The organism is Nocardia panacis (assembly GCF_003598715.1).
Classification (GTDB): Bacteria; Actinomycetota; Actinomycetes; order Mycobacteriales; family Mycobacteriaceae; genus Nocardia; species Nocardia panacis.
This window is the reverse complement of the sequence record NZ_QZFU01000014.1, coordinates 23,189-39,983: the sequence shown is the minus strand read 5'-3', so window position 1 is coordinate 39,983 and position 16,795 is coordinate 23,189. Positions and strand designations below refer to the sequence as shown.

General features: G+C 67.8%; 16 protein-coding genes. 8 read left to right on the top strand and 8 right to left on the bottom strand.

All coding sequences use genetic code 11. From position 1 onward, the window contains the following. Positions 1 to 39: 39 nt before the first annotated feature. Positions 40 to 1,359 carry an aminotransferase class V-fold PLP-dependent enzyme gene (locus tag D5S18_RS06335; RefSeq protein ID WP_120038886.1) on the top strand — a complete coding sequence of 440 codons (1,320 nt, stop codon included), beginning with the start codon at positions 40 to 42 and terminating at the stop codon, positions 1,357 to 1,359. Positions 1,360 to 1,377: 18 nt separating this feature from the next. Here the strand turns inward: D5S18_RS06335 and D5S18_RS06330 are convergent, their stop codons facing one another. From D5S18_RS06330 to D5S18_RS06320, 3 genes are all read right to left on the bottom strand, one after another. Then, positions 1,378 to 1,842, bottom strand: coding sequence for a flavin reductase family protein (locus D5S18_RS06330; RefSeq protein WP_120039027.1), 465 nt, complete (start codon positions 1,840 to 1,842; stop codon positions 1,378 to 1,380). A 180-nt stretch (positions 1,843 to 2,022) separates the two neighbouring features. Further along, positions 2,023 to 2,499: a YbaK/EbsC family protein gene (locus D5S18_RS06325; protein ID WP_120038885.1), complete on the bottom strand. Its 477-nt coding sequence runs from the start codon at positions 2,497 to 2,499 to the stop codon at positions 2,023 to 2,025. A 44-nt stretch (positions 2,500 to 2,543) separates the two neighbouring features. Further along, complete coding sequence (locus D5S18_RS06320) at positions 2,544 to 2,864, bottom strand: 2-oxo-4-hydroxy-4-carboxy-5-ureidoimidazoline decarboxylase (RefSeq protein ID WP_120038884.1); 321 nt, start codon at positions 2,862 to 2,864, stop codon at positions 2,544 to 2,546. 166 nt (positions 2,865 to 3,030) lie between these two features. Here D5S18_RS06320 and D5S18_RS06315 point away from each other — a divergent pair, with 166 nt between their 5' ends. From D5S18_RS06315 to D5S18_RS06305, 3 genes are all read left to right on the top strand, one after another. Then, positions 3,031 to 3,852, top strand: coding sequence for a crotonase/enoyl-CoA hydratase family protein (locus D5S18_RS06315; RefSeq protein ID WP_120038883.1), 822 nt, complete (start codon positions 3,031 to 3,033; stop codon positions 3,850 to 3,852). Positions 3,853 to 4,021: 169 nt separating this feature from the next. Continuing rightward, positions 4,022 to 4,525: a MarR family winged helix-turn-helix transcriptional regulator gene (locus D5S18_RS06310; protein ID WP_120038882.1), complete on the top strand. Its 504-nt coding sequence runs from the start codon at positions 4,022 to 4,024 to the stop codon at positions 4,523 to 4,525. Then, positions 4,522 to 6,219 (top strand): MDR family MFS transporter, encoded by a 1,698-nt coding sequence (locus tag D5S18_RS06305; protein WP_120038881.1) that lies wholly within the window; start codon positions 4,522 to 4,524, stop codon positions 6,217 to 6,219. The genes D5S18_RS06310 and D5S18_RS06305 overlap by 4 nt, the downstream gene beginning before the upstream one ends. 60 nt (positions 6,220 to 6,279) lie before the next feature. Here the strand turns inward: D5S18_RS06305 and D5S18_RS06300 are convergent, their stop codons facing one another. From D5S18_RS06300 to D5S18_RS06290, 3 genes are all read right to left on the bottom strand, one after another. Further along, positions 6,280 to 7,761 carry an alpha/beta hydrolase gene (locus D5S18_RS06300; protein WP_239003579.1) on the bottom strand — a complete coding sequence of 494 codons (1,482 nt, stop codon included), beginning with the start codon at positions 7,759 to 7,761 and terminating at the stop codon, positions 6,280 to 6,282. An 86-nt stretch (positions 7,762 to 7,847) separates the two neighbouring features. Next, positions 7,848 to 8,993 carry a serine hydrolase domain-containing protein gene (locus tag D5S18_RS06295; RefSeq protein ID WP_239003578.1) on the bottom strand — a complete coding sequence of 382 codons (1,146 nt, stop codon included), beginning with the start codon at positions 8,991 to 8,993 and terminating at the stop codon, positions 7,848 to 7,850. A gap of 157 nt (positions 8,994 to 9,150) precedes the next feature. Then, the gene (locus D5S18_RS06290) at positions 9,151 to 9,642 is read right to left on the bottom strand and encodes an inorganic diphosphatase (RefSeq protein ID WP_120039024.1); all 492 of its coding nucleotides are present in this window, start codon (positions 9,640 to 9,642) and stop codon (positions 9,151 to 9,153) included. A gap of 137 nt (positions 9,643 to 9,779) precedes the next feature. Between D5S18_RS06290 and dacB the strand changes: the two genes are divergently transcribed. The 4 genes from dacB to hpt are packed head-to-tail and all read left to right on the top strand — an operon-like array spanning position 9,780 to position 13,953. Beyond that, positions 9,780 to 11,231, top strand: coding sequence for a D-alanyl-D-alanine carboxypeptidase/D-alanyl-D-alanine endopeptidase (gene dacB / locus D5S18_RS06285; protein WP_239003577.1), 1,452 nt, complete (start codon positions 9,780 to 9,782; stop codon positions 11,229 to 11,231). Positions 11,232 to 11,238: 7 nt separating this feature from the next. Continuing rightward, positions 11,239 to 12,372 carry a zinc-dependent metalloprotease gene (locus D5S18_RS06280; RefSeq protein ID WP_439651086.1) on the top strand — a complete coding sequence of 378 codons (1,134 nt, stop codon included), beginning with the start codon at positions 11,239 to 11,241 and terminating at the stop codon, positions 12,370 to 12,372. Then, positions 12,348 to 13,397 carry a tRNA lysidine(34) synthetase TilS gene (tilS, locus tag D5S18_RS06275; protein ID WP_239003576.1) on the top strand — a complete coding sequence of 350 codons (1,050 nt, stop codon included), beginning with the start codon at positions 12,348 to 12,350 and terminating at the stop codon, positions 13,395 to 13,397. The genes D5S18_RS06280 and tilS overlap by 25 nt, the downstream gene beginning before the upstream one ends. A 1-nt stretch (position 13,398) precedes the next feature. After that, positions 13,399 to 13,953, top strand: coding sequence for a hypoxanthine phosphoribosyltransferase (gene hpt, locus D5S18_RS06270; RefSeq protein ID WP_120038880.1), 555 nt, complete (start codon positions 13,399 to 13,401; stop codon positions 13,951 to 13,953). Here hpt and D5S18_RS06265 read toward each other — a convergent pair. Both D5S18_RS06265 and D5S18_RS06260 read right to left on the bottom strand, forming a co-directional pair. Next, the gene (locus D5S18_RS06265; RefSeq protein WP_120038879.1) at positions 13,950 to 14,672 is read right to left on the bottom strand and encodes a cyclase family protein; all 723 of its coding nucleotides are present in this window, start codon (positions 14,670 to 14,672) and stop codon (positions 13,950 to 13,952) included. The genes hpt and D5S18_RS06265 overlap by 4 nt on opposite strands. 30 nt (positions 14,673 to 14,702) lie before the next feature. Continuing rightward, complete coding sequence (locus D5S18_RS06260) at positions 14,703 to 16,706, bottom strand: serine/threonine-protein kinase (RefSeq protein WP_439651085.1); 2,004 nt, start codon at positions 16,704 to 16,706, stop codon at positions 14,703 to 14,705. Positions 16,707 to 16,795: the final 89 nt, after the last annotated feature.

Here is a 16,795-nt window from a genome sequence, read left to right as displayed (position 1 = left end):
GAAATCTCCTCACGGGTCCCCGACCCGATGGGATTTGCCATGACCGCTGTTATCGATACCGCCTGTGCCGCACTCGCCGAGGTCTCCGGGTCCGAGCTTCGGGTGCCGCTGGTCCAGGGCGGGACCACCACCTACGCCAACTTCGACTACGCGGCGAGCGCGCCCGCGCTGGCTCAGGTGACGGCCCGGATCGAGCAGTTGCTCCCGTTCTACGCCAGCGTGCATCGGGGCGCTGGCTACGCCTCGCGCATCTCCACCGAATGCTATGAGGCGGCACGGGGTTCGGTGACCCGCTTCCTCGACGCCGCCGACGATCAGGTCGTTGTCTTCACCCGCAACACCACCGATTCGCTGAATCTGCTGGCCTCCTGCGTGCCGGGGGAGACGGTGGTCCTCGATATCGAGCACCACGCCAACTTCCTGCCGTGGACCAGGCACGGCCGCCGGGTGGTGCGGGCCGCCGACACCGTCGAGGAGACCGTGCGTCGCATTGTCGGGGAACTGTGCAGCAGGCCCGCGGCGCTGCTCGCTGTCACCGGCGCGTCCAATGTGACCGGTGAGGTGCTGCCGCTGGAGCGGTTGGCCACCATCGCCCACCAGTGCGGTGCGCGCATCCTGGTCGATGCCGCGCAGTTGGCCCCTCATCGGCGGATCAGCCTGCGCGAGAGCGGAATCGACTATCTGGCCTTCTCCGGTCACAAGCTGTACGCGCCCTTCGGGGCGGGTGTGCTGGTCGGCTGTCGGGATTGGTTGGATGCCGCCGAGCCCTACCTCGCGGGCGGCGGTGCGGTCCGCTCGGTCGGTGTCGAGACCACCGAGTGGGCGCCCGCACCGCAGCGCCACGAGGCCGGATCGCCGAATGTGCTCGGCGCGGCCGCGCTGGCCGCCGCCTGTGAGGCGCTGTGTGCCATCGATGCCGATACCTTGGCCGCTCACGAACATCGGCTCGCCGACCGGCTGCGTTCCGGACTGGCCGCGATCGCCGGTGTGCGCCTGGTGCATATCTGGTCCGACAGCGCGGACTGTGTCGGCATCGCCGCTTTCACCGTCGACGGGTTCGAGCCGGGACATGTCGCGGCCTATCTCTCCGCCGAGCACGGCATCGGCGTGCGTGACGGTCGATTCTGCGCGCATCCGCTGCTGGCCGCGTTGGGTCTGGATGGCGCGCTGCGGGCCAGTATCGGATTGGGTACCACCGCCGCCGATGTGGATCGGCTGATCGGCGCGGTCGCGGAGTTGGTGCGGCGCGGACCGTCCTGGAATTACGCCGCCACCAATGGGCTGTGGAATCCGACTCCGGAGACCAGGGCGTTCAGCACCGATCAGGCCGAGGGCGCGGCACCCTGTCTGGTCGGCTGACGGTTGTTCGACTCGGACTCAGCCGAGTGATGTCGGGCGGTGGTAGCGCCCCTGGTAGTACAGCAGCGGTGCGGCGGCGGGCTTTTCGTCGGTGCTGTCGTGCACCCTGGTGACCAGTCCGACCACGAAGGTGTGATCGCCGATCGGGATGAGTCGCTGGACGACGGCCCTGACCCAGATCGGGGTGCCGTGCAGGACGGGTTCGCCGGATTCCAGCGTGGTCCACAGGGAGCGGTCGGCGAAGCGCTGCTCGGCCGAGCGGGCGAAGCGCTGGGCCAGATGCTGTTGATGTTCGCCGAGGAAGTGGATGACCACCGAGTCGGCGGTTCGGATGGCCTCGATACTCGATGAGTTGTGCGCGATATTGAACGAGACGAGCGGCGGTTCCAGCGAGAGCGACGCGAACGAGGTCGCGGTGAAGCCGACCGGGCCGTCGGGGGAGTCGAGGGTGACGATGGTGACGCCCGCCGGATAGTGCCGCATGGACGCGCGATATTGCTCGGCGGTGATTCCGCTCAGATCGTCGGGAATCGGCGGAATCCCGACGGCGGTGTCGGGTAGCGGTGCGTCGGTCACTCTTCCGAAGCTACGCCGACGGGGCTCGTCGCGGACCACGGCTGTGAGCGAATCCACCACGCTGAGCGACCCCTGGTCTCCCTCGGGTCAGTCCACATCGATGGGCAATCCGGCGGTGATGCGCACCAGTTCGGGAAATGTGGTGCGGAAGACCGTATTCGGATGTCCGGCCGCGGCCCACACCTCCGGATGCCGCGCCAGTTCGTTGTCCACCCAGGTGGGCAGGTTGGCCGGATGCCCGACGGGAGCGACGCCGCCGATGGGTTGACCCGTCACCTCTTTGACCAAATCGGCGGGGGCACGTTTCAGATTGCCCGACAAGCGTTTTCCGGTGTTGTCCAGATCGACCTGGTGCGCGCCGGAGACCAGCAGCAGCACCGGATCCTCATCGAGTAGGAAGACCAGCGATTTGGTGATGGCGCCGACCGCGACGCCGAGCGCGGCGGCGGCGTCGGCCGCCGTATGCGTCGGCGTGGGGTGGTGCACGATGACACCGTGGTGCCCTCGGGAGATGAGGGTGTCCGAGACCCGGCACGCGACCGGTGGTAGCGACGACCTGCGCATGGCACCAGGTTATGCCCGTGCACCGGCGGTGTGCCGAGAATTTGTCAGTAGTCCGGATATCCCTCGGCGGGGCCGAGCATTTCGTCGATGCGCGCCCTGGTGTGGCGTGCCAGTTCGGCGCAGCCGTGCTCGCGGACCCGCTCGTGGGCCAGACCGTCGAAAGCGCGTTCCAGATCCGATTGGGACAGCGCGAGCAGTTCGACATCGGCGGTGGCGAGCAATGCCGCGCGATCGGTGAAGGGCCTGGCATCGGCCAGGCACTCGGCCCAGGTGACATTGCAGCAACAACCGTAGAGCGCGTGTACGGCTCGTCCGCGTGGGAGCTCGTTGAATCGGTCCAGTCCGATTCCGCGGTGCATCAGCATGCAGGCCTCCGTGACCGAAAGGTATCCGATGCGACCATGATCCGTCGGTTCCCGGCGTGGAAACCAGTGTGGTGCGCGGAATTTGCGCAGGCTTTACGCAGTCGGACGAACCGGTCGATCCGGATACCGGGCCGCGGTGCCCGCCGGTCCGGATTACGCTGTACGAATGACTGACTGGCAGGCATTCACCGTCGAAACCAAGGACCACGTCGCGCAGGTGACATTGATCGGCCCCGGTAAGGGCAATGCCATGGGTCCGGACTTCTGGCGCGAGCTGCCGGAGATCTTCCGCGGTCTCGACGCCGATCCCGAGGTGCGCGCCATCGTGCTGACCGGGTCGGGACGGCATTTCTCCTATGGTCTCGACCTGCCCGCGATGGCGGGCACCTTCGGCCCGGTCATGGCCGACCGGGCCTTCGCCGCGCCGCGCACCGAGTTCCTCTACGAGATCCGCCGCATGCAGGATTCGGTGACGGCGGTGGCGCTGTGCCGCAAGCCGGTGATCGCGGCGGTGTCGGGCTGGTGCATCGGCGGCGGACTCGATCTGATCGCGGCGGTGGATATCCGCTACGCGAGCGCGGACGCGAAATTCAGTCTGCGCGAGGCCAAGGTGGCCATTGTCGCCGATATCGGGTCGCTGCACCGGCTGCCCGGCATCATCGGCGAGGGCGCGCTGCGCGAACTGGCCTATACCGGCAAGGATATCGATGCGGCGCGGGCCGAGCGGATCGGTCTGGTCAACGAGGTGTTCGCCGATCAGGACGCGGTGCTCGCGGCGGCGCATGCCGCGGCGCGCGAGATCGCTGACAATCCGCCGCTGGTGGTGCAGGGCGTGAAGGATGTGCTGGATCGGCGGCGGGCCGGTGAGGTGGCCGAGGGGCTGCGGTATGTGTCGGCCTGGAATGCGGCCTTCCTGCCCTCGGAGGATCTGACCGAGGCCGTCGCGGCGGTCTTCGAGAAGCGTCCCCCGCAGTTCAAGGGTAAGTAAAGCCCGGTAAAACGGTTGCCCCAGCGACCGTTGCGCCCACATACTTGTATCGCACAACTAATTGATCAATACAAGCAATTGGTTGTGGCAAGCAGTTGATGGATACAAGCAATGGGCGCACGTGCCACCGGCTCGGTGCGGATCCCGACAACAACGAGCGAGGTGGCACATGGACGAGACGATCGAGACGATCGCCACCCAACTGGCCCGCCTACAGCGGATGCGCGACCGGACGGCGGCGCAACTCGCCGTCGTCACCAAGAACCGCTTCGAGGTCGGCGCGTTCCGGCTGCTGTTCCAACTGAACTGCGCCGGACCCATGCGCTCCGGCGCGCTCGCCGCGGCAGTGGATTCCGACGCCTCGACCGTCAGCAGGCAGGTCGCCCAGTTGGTCGAGCGCGAATTCGTGGTCCGGCAGGCCGATCCGGAGGACGGTCGCGCGACCGTCCTGGTCGTGACCGACAAGGGCCGCGACATGGTCGCCGAGATGCGGCGCCACCGCGCGGCCAGCCTGGGACGCGTACTGGCGGATTGGGATCCGGAGAAACGGACCGAATTCGCCGGTCTGCTGCGCCGATTCGTCGACGACTACGAGCACCTCAAGCCCGCGATGCTGGCCGCGATGCGTTCGGAGTGGGGTACGAAACCTAGTGATATGGAGAGCGATTCGTGACCGCAACGACCGAACAGGCCGCGCCGCCAGGCTTCACGCACCGGCAGATCCTGACCATTCTCAGCGGTCTGATGCTCGGCATGCTGCTCGCGGCGCTCGATCAGACGATCGTGTCCACCTCGATCCGCACCATCGCCGATGACCTCAACGGGTATTCGATGCAGGCCTGGGCCACCACCGCCTACCTCATCACCTCGACGCTGGCCACCCCGCTCTACGGCAAGCTCTCGGACATGTTCGGGCGCAAGCCCTTCTTCATGGCGGCCATCGGCATCTTCGTCGTCGGGTCGCTGCTGTGCACGGTGTCGCAGTCGATGTATGAGTTGGCCGCCTTCCGCGCGGTCCAGGGCATCGGCGCGGGCGGACTCATGTCGCTGGCGCTGGCCATCCTCGGCGATATAGTCGGGCCGCGCGAGCGCGCCAAGTATCAGGGCTACTTCCTCGCGGTGTTCGGCACCTCCAGCGTCATCGGGCCGGTGCTCGGCGGCGTGCTCGCCGGACAGCACACCATCCTCGGGGTCAGCGGCTGGCGCTGGGTGTTCCTGGTCAATGTGCCGATCGGACTGCTCGCCCTGGTGGTGGTCTCGCGGGTGCTGAAGCTGCCGCGCAGGCCGCATTCCAAGGACAGCGTCGACTGGTGGGGTGTGCTGGTGTTGGCCATCGGCCTGGTGCCGCTGCTCGTTGTGGCCGAGCAGGGACGCGAATGGGGTTGGAGCAGTGGAGCTTCGCTGGCCTGCTACGTGATCGGCGCGGCCGGTGTGCTCGGTTTCGTCGCGGTGGAGCGGGCCATGAAGGATGCCGCGCTGATTCCGCTGCGCATGTTCAAGAACACCACTTTCGCGCTCGGTGTGGTGATCTCCATCGTGGTCGGCGCGGCCATGTTCGGCGGTATCTCGCTGCTGCCGCAGTACCTGCAGGTGGTGCGGGGCGCCAGCCCGACCATGGCGGGTCTGCAGATGCTGCCCATGGTGCTCGGTCTGATGACCGGATCGGTGGTGTCGGGTCAGGTGATCTCGCGCACCGGACGCTATCGGATCTTTCCGCTGATCGGCGCGTCCATGCTGACGCTCGGCCTGTTCCTGCTGCATTACCTCGATGCCGACAGCCCGCTCTGGTTGACGATGATCTTCATGGCGCTGACCGGATTCGGACTCGGCAACCTGATGCAGCCGCTCACCCTGGCATTGCAGAATGCGTTGCCGCCCAAGGATATGGGCGTGTCGACCGCCTCGGCGACCTTCTTCCGGCAGATCGGCGGCACGCTCGGCGTCGCGGTCTTCCTGTCGATCCTGTTCGCTCAGTTGACGCCGAATATCGCCGACGAGATGCGCACTGCCGCCGCCGATCCGCAGTTCCAGCACGCGGTGATGCAGGGTGCGCAGAGCAGCAATCCCGCCGATGCCGCATTGGCGAAAGGTCTGCTGGCGCATGATACTTCGGCCGCCGGACAGGTCCTCGAGGACAGCTCGGTCATCCAGCGGTTGAGCCCTGAGTTGGCCCGCCCGTTCCAGGTCGGCTTCTCCCACTCCATGTCGCAGGTCTTCCTCGCGGTGACCGGCGTCGCCCTGCTGGCGCTGCTGCTCACCCTCTTCTGGAAGGAAGTGCCCCTCCGTATGGTGAGCGGTCTGCAAGCGGCCCGCTCCGCGGATGAATCCGCGGGCGGCGAGACGGTGAACCCGCCACCCCGCCGCTGAATCCCATTGAACAACTGAACAACTCCGGGCGGGTGTCTGCGAAGGCACCCGCCCGCAGTGCTATCCGGTGCAGGTGGTGTCGGTGGCAGGCAGGGCGCCGGTGGCGAAGTAGGTGTTGACGGCGTTGTCCACGCAGGGGGCCGGATAGTTGGCGAACAGGCCGTGGACGGCGACATCCTGGAGGGTGACCATCCGGGAGGCTTTGAGATCGCGGTGCATGGCTTGGGCGCCCGCGTACGCGGTCCGGGTATCGCCGGTGGATTGGACGATCAGGGCGGGGACGGAGTTGTCGATGACGGTTTTGGGTTCGATGGGTGCGGCCCAGAACGCGCACGGGGTGATGTTGTTGACGAACGCGCCGAACAGCGGCTGCGTGGCGCGGACGGATTCGATAGTGCGCCAATATGATTGGGGATCGCGGTCGGCCTCGACATCGCCGCACATGACGGCTGTCTGTGGGGAGAGATCGGTCGGTTCGGCGTTGAGCAATTGGGTCAGCATGTCGGTGAGTCCGGGGGCGAGGGTGACCGGTTTGCCGTCGGCGGCGTCGGCGAACCGACGCACTGTCTCGGCGAGGGCATGATAGTTGCGGGGGTCGTTCAACTGTTGGAACAGCACAACCGGCAGGTCGTGGACACCGATGCTCAACCGGCCCACTCGAATCGGGCTCGCGGCGGCGCGGCGCAGGAGATCCGCCACGAAGCCGCGCACCTGCTCGACGGTGGTTCCGAGGTGGTAGTCCCCGTCGTGTTCGGCGGCCCAACCGGCCCACAGATCGAAGGCGGCCTCATTGGCGGGTCCCATCTGGGAATTGTCGCCCGCCGCGTAGCGATCGGGATCAACACTGCTGTCCAGGACGATTCGGTCGCTGCGGTCCGGGAACATCTGCGTGTAGACAGCGCCCAGATAGGTGCCGTAGGACACACCGAAATAGTTGATTCGCTCCGCGCCGAGCGCGCCCCGGATGACATCCATATCGCGCGCGGTATTGCGGGTGGTGATGTAGCGGATCCGCTCGCCCTCGGCGGCGAAGCAGCGCGCCGCCAGATCGGCCTGCGCGGCAACCGATTCCGCGTAGCTCGCCAGGGTGGGTCCCGCCGATTGCAGGCCGAATCCCCGCGGCCAGTGACAGTTCACGACGCTGGAACGCCCGATGCCGCGCGGGTCCATACCGATCAGGTCATAGCTCGCCCGCACCCGCGGTGTCATGGCTTTGCCGAGTTCGACCGTCATGTCGAGGCCGGGACCGCCCGGTCCACCGGGATTCGACAGCAGCACCCCGCGCCTGGTCGCCGGATCGGCCGCGAGGCGGGAGATCGCCACCGTGATCGTCTTCCCTTGCGGCTGCGCATAATTCAGCGGGACGGTGACATCGGCGCATTGCGCGCCCGCCTTGTCGAGTCCGGGATCGTCACAGGATTTCCATTCGAGGTGCTGGCCGTAGAACCGGTCGAGTCCGGAATCAGCTGTGGCACTGGGCATTGCGACGGGAATAGCCGCCGCGAGCAGTCCTGCGGCCAGTGCGGCGAATATGCGTGACACGGATCCAGCGTAGGGACGACGAGCGAACCTGCCTATGGGGGAAGACCCCGATTCCATGGGGTGCGGGCCGGTGCGCGCGGTCGCTGTCATGCCGTGCACATGAGTTCGTCGAAGGCTTTGTCGAATGCCTTGCTCTGGTCCTCGTCGGCGGGCATCTGGTTGACGATGAACGTGAGCGCGGTGCCGTCGGATCGGCGGCCGTTCGCGGTCTGGAAGCCGGGAATGCTGCCGCCGTGCCCCCATGATTCCTTGCCGCATGAAGACGGATGGTGGATGAGCCCCAACCCGTAGCCATCGGTCTGCGACCGGTCGAAGGGCATGGTGCGCTGCATCTGCGCCAATTGATCCGCGGCGAGCAGCTTGCCCGACAGCAGAGCGGAGAAGAATCGGTTCAGTTCGGCGCCGGTGCTGATCATCGCGCCCGCCGTGCCGCCCCAACTGGGGTCCAGATCGGTGAAATCGATTGTCTTGCCGTCGATCCGCTGATAGCCGATCGGGTGGGGATCACGGATTCCGATCTCGCCCGCCGCCGGGAAGTAGGTGTTGCGCAGCCCCAGTGGTTCGTTGATGCGGCCCTCGATCGCCGCGGCGGCCGTCTGTCCGGTGACCCGCTCGATCAGCATGCCCAACACGATGTAGTTGGTATTGGTGTAGACCGAGCGTGCACCCGGTTCGAAGCGCGGCGGCATGGTCATGGCGACACGCACCAGATCGGCGGGTTCGTAGTGGCGGCGTCGGCTCGCGTCCGCGAGCGGATTCACCTGTTCGGGGCGATTGTGTGCCGCCGGATCGGCGGTGCCGAGGTAGTCGGGCAGGCCGCTGGTGTGCTGGAGCAACTGGCGCACGGTAATACGGTTGCCGTCATTGCCATTTCCCTGGATCAGCCCGGGTAGATACTGCTCGATCGGCGCGTCGAGATTCACCCGACCCTCGGTCGACAATTGCAGGACGACGGTCGCGACGAAAGTCTTGGTATTGCTGCCGATGCGGATTCGAGCGTCATCGGGGAATGCGGCGCCCGCCGTATAGGTGTGCGTGGCCGATGGGTCGCTGACGACGGCCTGCGCGCCGGGAAAGCCCGCGTGCAACACACTGTCCAGGATTTTCTCGATGACCGACGCGGCGCCGGAATTCGGCGCCGGATTCTGGCATGCCGTGGCGGCGAGCAGCCCGCTTGCCGTGCCCGCGATGACGACGAATTTGCGCCAGCGTCGAAAAGTATTCGATAACAAGGAAATTCCTCCTGAATTCACTCGGAGAGATCACATTCTCCGGTCGAAATTCAGCCTAGAAATCCCCGGTTGGAAGCACTATCCCGTGCGCACCCGGTTTGCCGTTGCGGCGCCCAGGGGGGTGGAGGTGGTGCCTGCACCACCTCCACCGGGCGACTCAGTGCCCGCCCTGATCCTTCAGACGCTGGATCGACGCCTCGATCTCGGCCTCGGCCTCGGCGCGGCCCACCCACTCCGAACCCTTCACGAACTTGCCGGGCTCCAGATCCTTGTAGCGCTCGAAGAAGTGCTTGATCGCGGCGAGTTCGAACTCCGGGACATCCTGCAGATCCTGGATGTGGTTCCAGCGCGGATCACCCGCGGGCACGCACAGGATCTTGGCGTCGCCGCCTGCCTCGTCGGTCATGTTGTACATCGCGACCGGACGGGCCTCGACGATGACGCCCGGAAACACCGAATCCGGCAGCAGGACCAGCGCATCCAGCGGGTCGCCGTCCTCGCCGAGGGTGTTCTCGATGTAGCCGTAATCGGCCGGGTAGACCATCGACGTGTAGAGGAACCGGTCGAGCCGGACACGGCCGGTCTCGTGATCGACCTCGTACTTGTTGCGAGAGCCCTTGGGGATCTCGATGGTGACGTCGAATTCCACGCCCATCTCCTCAGTTGCTAGTACCGCGAGGTCTGCCGACTCGCCTGGTTGTTCGGGGGAACGTATGCGCAACGAGGATAGTGTGGTCGGGGCGCACGCGGGTGCGCAGGCCGGGCGGTGAGGAGACGGGCGGGCACGTGGTTGGCAGCAGCAAGAAGATCGGTGGCCTGGCCGCCCGACGGCGTCGCAATACCTGGATCGTGCTGGGTACCGCGTCGACGCTGTTCGTAGCGGCGGCCGCGGTGGTGTTGGCCGTCGCCAAGCCGTGGACGCCGGAATTCCGGCACGGCGGGTTGACGGTTCCGCCGCCCCCCACGACCGTGCGCGCCTACCCGCAGGTGGTGCCCGCCCCGCAGACGCAGGCCGCCCCGACACCGGCCGGGATCGTGGCCGCGCTGGCCCCCGTGGTCGGCAATCCGGATCTCGGCTCGTTCGCGGGCGAGGTCACCGATGCCGCGACGGGCACGGTGCTGTGGAGCGGCGATTCGGGCCACCCGATGATCCCGGCCTCGACGGCGAAGGTGCTCACCGCGGCGGCCGCGCTGCTGGCCGTGCCGCCGGATCACCGCCTCGGCACCCGCGTGGTCGTCGGATCCGCGCCCAACGAGGCGGTCCTCGTCGGCGGCGGCGATCCGACGCTGACCGCCGAACCGGACGGCAAGGGGTACTACACGCACGCTCCCCGCCTGTCGGACCTGGTGGCGCAGATCCGCGCCGCAGGCCGCAATATCGACACCGTCGTGGTGGACAACTCGGCCTACGCCGGGCCGACCCTCGCGCCGGGCTGGGATCCGGCCGATATCGGCGAGGGGTCGATCGCCCCGATGGACCCGGTCATGCTGGACGGCGGCAGGCTCAAACCGCTGATCGAATACTCGCCGCGCACCGAGACACCCGCCCTGGACACCGGTCGCAGGCTGGCCACCGAACTCGGACTGGATCCGGGTAGGGTCCGCGCGGGCAAGGCCGCGCCGGGCGCGACGCAACTCGCCGCTGTGGAATCGGCCACACTGCGGGATCGATTGCAGGACATGATGATCCACTCCGACGATGTGCTCGCCGAGGCCATCGGCCGCGAGATCGCGATGGTGGGCGGTGTCGAGGCGTCCTTCGACGGGGCGGTCAGCGCGTTGCAGTCCGCGCTCGGGCGGGCCGGACTCGAGCAGACCGGGTTGCGCCTGAAGGATACGAGCGGGTTGTCCACCGAGAATCTGATTCCGCCGCGACTGCTGGACCGGGTCCTGGCCATCGCCGCCAAACCACATACCGCCGCCGTATCGCCGGGCGGTGTCACCACCGATTCGGACCGGGTCGGCGCGGCGTTCGCCCCGCTGCTGGACACGCTGCCGGTCGCGGGCGGCACCGGATCGCTGACGGATCGCTACACCGTCAAGAATCGACAGGGCGCGGGCTGGGTGCGCGCCAAGACCGGAACTCTCTCGGTCTCCAGTGCGTTGGCCGGGTACGTGCTCGATACGGACGGGCGGGTGCTGACCTTCGCGCTGATGTCGAACGATCGGCCGCCGGAGGTGAGCAGGCCCGCCCTGGACGCCATCGCGGGCGCGCTGCGCAACTGTGGATGCTCGTGATGGGTGGATGATCATGGACAAGGACACGGACCGATCGGGCACGATTCCCGAGCCGAATCTGCCGCAGGCCGTTGGTGATTCGGCCACGCCGCCGGCGAAGCGGCGCGTGCTCTCCGGCGCGATCGACTGGAATTTCGCGGCCCGCACGGGCGCCGCGCTGGTTCCGGCCGGTCCGCGAACGTCGCGCTATTCGGTGGATCAGATCGTCGCCGAACTGGCCGCGGCGTCCGAGCGCGCCGAGGGGCCGGTCCGCGAGGTGAGCCGCCTGCAGGACGACAAACCGATCCCGGCCGCCCGCGTTGTCGACCGAGCGGGCTGGATCGAGGCCGCCGCCGCCTCGATGGCGCAGCTCACCGGCATCGGCACCGAGTCGGGTGATCGGGGGCTGCTCGCCGGGAAACCCGCGGGTATGCAGGCGGGTGCGATGCTCGCCTTCCTCTCCACCGCCATCCTGGGCCAGTACGACCCGTTCACCGGCGCGGACGGCACACTGCTGCTGGTCGCCCCGAACATCATGGCGGTCGAGCGCGCGCTCGGCGTCTCGCCCACCGATTTCCGCCTGTGGGTGTGCCTGCACGAGGTGACCCATCGGGTCCAATTCTCCTCGGCCCCTTGGCTGTCGGACTACATGCGCGACAATGTCGACCTGCTCGGCGAACTGGGCGAGGAACCGCTCACCGAAATGCTCTCGCGGTTGCTCGACGAGGTGCGCGACCGCCGCCGCGGCGGCGTCGATGACCCGAGTGCCCGCGGGATCGTCGGCCTGCTGCGCGCCACCCAGCCGCCCGCCCAGCGCGAGGCGCTGGATCGGCTGCTCATGCTCGGCACCCTGCTCGAGGGCCACGCGGACCACATCATGGACGCCGTCGGACCCGCGGTCATCCCGACGGTCGCCGAGATCCGCTCCGCTTTCGACCAGCGCCGTCGTCGACCGGCCAATCCGTTGCAGCGCATCCTGCGGGCACTGCTCGGCGTGGATGCCAAAGTGGCCCAGTACGTGCGCGGGAAGGCGTTCGTCGGCGCGGTGGTGGACCGGGTCGGCATGGAGGCGTTCAACACCGTCTGGACCGGTCCGCAGACGCTGCCCCGCCCGGCCGAGATCGACGCGCCGGAGCAGTGGGTCTCCCGCGTGCTCGGCTGAGCGTGGACGGCCCGCGCAGGCTCCCCGAGACGGCGGCCGTGCTCGCGGTGCGGCACGCGGTGCGGGATTGGCTGTCACGGTACGCGGGCGGGCCGGTGGCGGTGGCGCTCTCGGGTGGCGCGGACTCGCTGGCGCTGACCGCCGCGGCGGTCGTGCAGGCTCCCGCGGTCGACGCACTGATCGTGGATCACCGACTGCAGCCGGGTTCGGCGGAGGTAGCCGCCGCCGCGGCCGCCGCCGCCCTCGCCCTCGGCTGTCGATCCGCGCGAGTGCTGCCGGTGACGGTCGGCTCCGAAGGCGGTATGGAGGCCGCCGCTCGCCGCGCCCGCTACACCGCGCTCGACGCGGCCCGCGCCGAACTGCCGGTCCTGCTCGGCCACACCCTCGACGACCAAGCCGAGACGGTGCTGCTCGGTCTGGCCCGCGGTTCCGGGGCGCGCTCCATCCAGGGCATGGCCGACTATGCCGAACCGTGGGGCCGCCCGCTGCTCGCGGTCCGTCGCACGACCACCCGGCAGGTCTGTGCCGATGTCGGGCTGATCCCGCACGAGGATCCGCACAACGCGGCCCCCGAATTCACCAGGGTGCGGCTGCGGACCGAGGCACTGCCGCTGCTGGAGGACGTGCTCGGCGGCGGGGTGGCCGCGGCGCTGGCCCGCACCGCCGCCCAACTGCGCGAGGACGGGGCGGTGCTCGACGGCTTGGCCCGCGAGCTGTGGCATACCGCCGACGATGGGGCGTCCCTCGCGATAGAGACACTCGCCACTGCGCCGGCCGCCCTGCGCCGCCGAGCCGTGCGCGCCTGGCTGCTGGCCGGTGGCGCGAAAGCCCTGACCCAGCGGCATTTACGCGCGGTGGACGAATTGATCACCGACTGGCGCGGCCAGGGCGGGGTCGCTGTGGGCGGCGGCACACCGGAACGCAGGTTGGTCGTCGCGCGCGAGCATGGCAGGCTGACATTGCGTCTGAGCACTGCCGAGAATCCGCCCGCCCGGATTCGCCACCATGGGAAGGACACCAGCTGACGTGTACGGGGATGACATCGCGTCGGTGCTGATCACCGAGGAAGCAATCGCCGCCAAGACCAAGGAGTTGGCCGAACTCATCGCCAAGCGCTACCCGGCCGACGCGCCGGAGGGCGATCTGCTGCTGGTCGGCGTGCTCAAGGGCGCGATCTTCTTCATGACGGATCTGGCCAAGGCACTACCGATTCCGACGCAGCTGGAGTTCATGGCCGTGTCCTCCTACGGGTCTTCCACCTCCTCCTCGGGTGTGGTGCGGATCATGAAGGATCTGGACAAGGACATCGCGGGCCGCAATGTGCTGATCGTCGAGGACATCATCGATTCGGGTCTGACCCTGTCCTGGCTCAAGCGCAATCTGTCCACCCGCAATCCGGCTTCGCTCGAGGTGGTCACCCTGCTGCGCAAGCCCGACGCGCTGCGCACCCATGTGGAGGTGGCGCACGTCGGCTTCGATATCCCGAACGAGTTCGTGGTCGGCTACGGCCTGGATTACGCCGAGCGCTACCGCGACCTGCCCTACATCGGCACCCTGAGCCCGCACGTCTACGGCGGTTAGCGGACCAGCCCGAAAATCGTTGCGGGCGAGCCTGATCCGGCGCGGTAGCGCAGTCCGCCGACCAGAACCCACGCGCCGGTCGGCGGCAGGTCGGCAAGGTTGGCCAGACATTCCAGGCTGATCCGGTGCTCCTGGTAAAGCATTTTGGACACGGTGTAGTGCTCGTCGGTGCCGAGGTCCGGCCCGAAGGTGTCGATACCGAGCGCGCCGCGCCTGCCGAGTCGTCCGGTATCGAGCAGCCAGCGCGGCGTCTCGGGCGCGAATCCCGGTTGATGTCCGGCGGATTCGCCGGTGCCGTGGAAGTCGGGGGTGCCCCATTTGGCGTCCCAGCCGGTCCATGCGATGACGGCGGCCTGATCCGGAATGCGGCCGTGTTCGCGCTCCCATTCCTGGATGTCGCGCACCGTGATCGCGTAGTCCCGGTCGTGTGAACACTTCTCGCGCAGGTCGAGTCGCACCGCGGGCAGCAGCAGATCGTCGAGGTCGAGCTGGTCGGCGGCGAGGCCGTCGGTGTGGAAGTGAATCGGTGCGCCCCAATGGGTTCCGGTGTGCTCGCCCTGTCGGACATAGCGCAGATAGAACCCGTCCTTCGGGACGGTGTCCACGATATCGATGCGGAATTCGGGGTCGCCGGGGTACAGCGGCGTGGTAGCCGGGTCCAGAATGTGCGACAGGCTCACCATGCGCCGGAAGGGCCGCTCGCCGGGCTCGGACGTCATCGAAGCAGGATAGCGATCTCGGCAGGCCGCTCAGGTCCGAATCGGCCCCGCCCGCGCACCTTTCGCCGACCGGCCCGCGCGCTCGAGCGCGAGCAGGTCCGCCTCCAAAGCGCGAAACAGCAGATACGACCCGACGAACGCGACGATCCCGCCCACACACAGCACCCGCACCGCGACGATCACCCGCGCGATATCGGCGGGCGGCGCGAAGGTGGCCACGGCCACGGCCAACAGCGGCACCGAGGCCGCCACCGCGAGATAGCCCGTGCCGCGGCGGAGCAGCCCTCGCAACCTAACCGCGTCCTCGGCGCTGATCTCCCCGTGCGGCAGGAAGATCGGATAGATACAGCGCACCATGAAGAACGCGCCGAGGAAGAACGGATAGGCCACCGCCATCGCGCCGCACACCACGATCGAGGCCAGGAAATGCAGCACCGCGCCCGCAGGCAGACTCCGCGTGAGTAGTTGCAGCACAGCGGGAATGGTGATCCCCGCCAGCACCCATAGCGAGAAGGCCACCGCCGCGGCGCGATCGGCGAACAGCAGCGCGTCGGTCCTGGTGCGGCGCAACGTGTCCGCGTCGTAGCGGCGGCCCCGACACAACCCGCGCGGCACCGTCACCAGCCGCCGCGACAGATAGGCCACCACCGCCACACCCGCCGGGAAGAACAGGGCGTTCACCACACCGGTCACCAGGAGGAAACTGTGCTGCGCCGCCGGACTCATCCCGGCGATGATCAACTGCTGGTTGTGCAGGATGTTGTAGCGGGCGGCCAGTACATTCGGCAGTCCGACGGCCAGTACGACCACCGGAATCCGCCACGCGCGCAGGCGCATTCGCCAACTGCGCGGCTCGGGATCCACCAGTTCCCTGGCCCGAGGATCCAGACACAGTTCGAGCTGCTGGGCCAGGACCGCGCCACTGGCCCAGCGGTGCGCGCGCTCGGGCTCCAGACAGGTGAGCAGGATTCGACGCAGCGCGGCCGGACAGTCCCGCGGTATGCGGCGCAGCGCGACCGGATCAACGCCCGCGCTGCGTCGCTCCAACATGGATTCCAGCGTCGTCTCATCGCCGCCGTCCGCGCCGTCGACGGCCGCTTCGGCGGTCGTATCGTCGAATGGTTTTGCGCCGGTGAGCAATTCCCACAGGACCACGCCCAGTGAATAGATATCGGCACGAGTATCGAGATCCGCGGCGGCGCGTTCGCGATCGGGATGGCACGCTTCCAATTGCTCCGGTGACATATACGACAGCGATCCACCGAAATAGGACACCGGACTGCTATCGGGGAGACCGCGGCTGAAACTGATATTGAAATCCGCCAATTTGGGCACGCCCTCGGCGGTCAACAGCACATTGGCCGGTTTCACATCGCGGTGCAGTACGCCGTGCGCGGCGGCGTAATCCAGCGCCTCGGCCAGTCTGCGCCCGAGCCAGGCCACCGTCTCCGGCCAGGTGAGCGCGGCGATCTCGGCCCGCACACTGGAATCGGTCGGTCGGATCTCGCCCTTGTCGGCCATGGCCCCGTCCACCGCGTCGAGCAGCAGCCCGCCCGCGCGTGCCTCGCGCGGGGTGGCGCGCACTCGCCGCAGCACGTCGAGCAGTGTGCCGCCGGGCAGGTACTGCATGTACAGCAGCCGCAAACCCGAGCGACCGCCGAGCAGCCGCTGATCGTAGACCCGCACGATGTAGTCGTGGTCGAGTTGGGCCAGTGTCTGCGGTTCGGTGCCGCGATCGGCGGAGATCTTCACCGCGACCAGCCGCCGCAGCGAACGCTGCCGCGCCAGGAAGACCCTGGCGAACGCGCCTGCGCCCAGGCCGGTCAGCAGGTCGAAATCGGCTATGCGCCGCCCGGATTCGATACGGTCCAGCGCGGCGGCCGCGGTGGGGACCGTGGTGCGCGTGCCAATGAGGTCGATCGGCGTTGGCGTCACACCAGTATTACGAGCGGACCGGGTGCCGCGGTTCAGCGACGCGGGCAGGCAGTGGATTCGGCGTCGAAATCCGACTCGTGATCGGCGGTTCGCACCCATTGATCCGCCACACCCGTCATCATCATCCCGAGGCGGTATGCGGAGTGATAGCTTGCGCCTCGAACAGCGGATCTCCCGAATTCGACGAC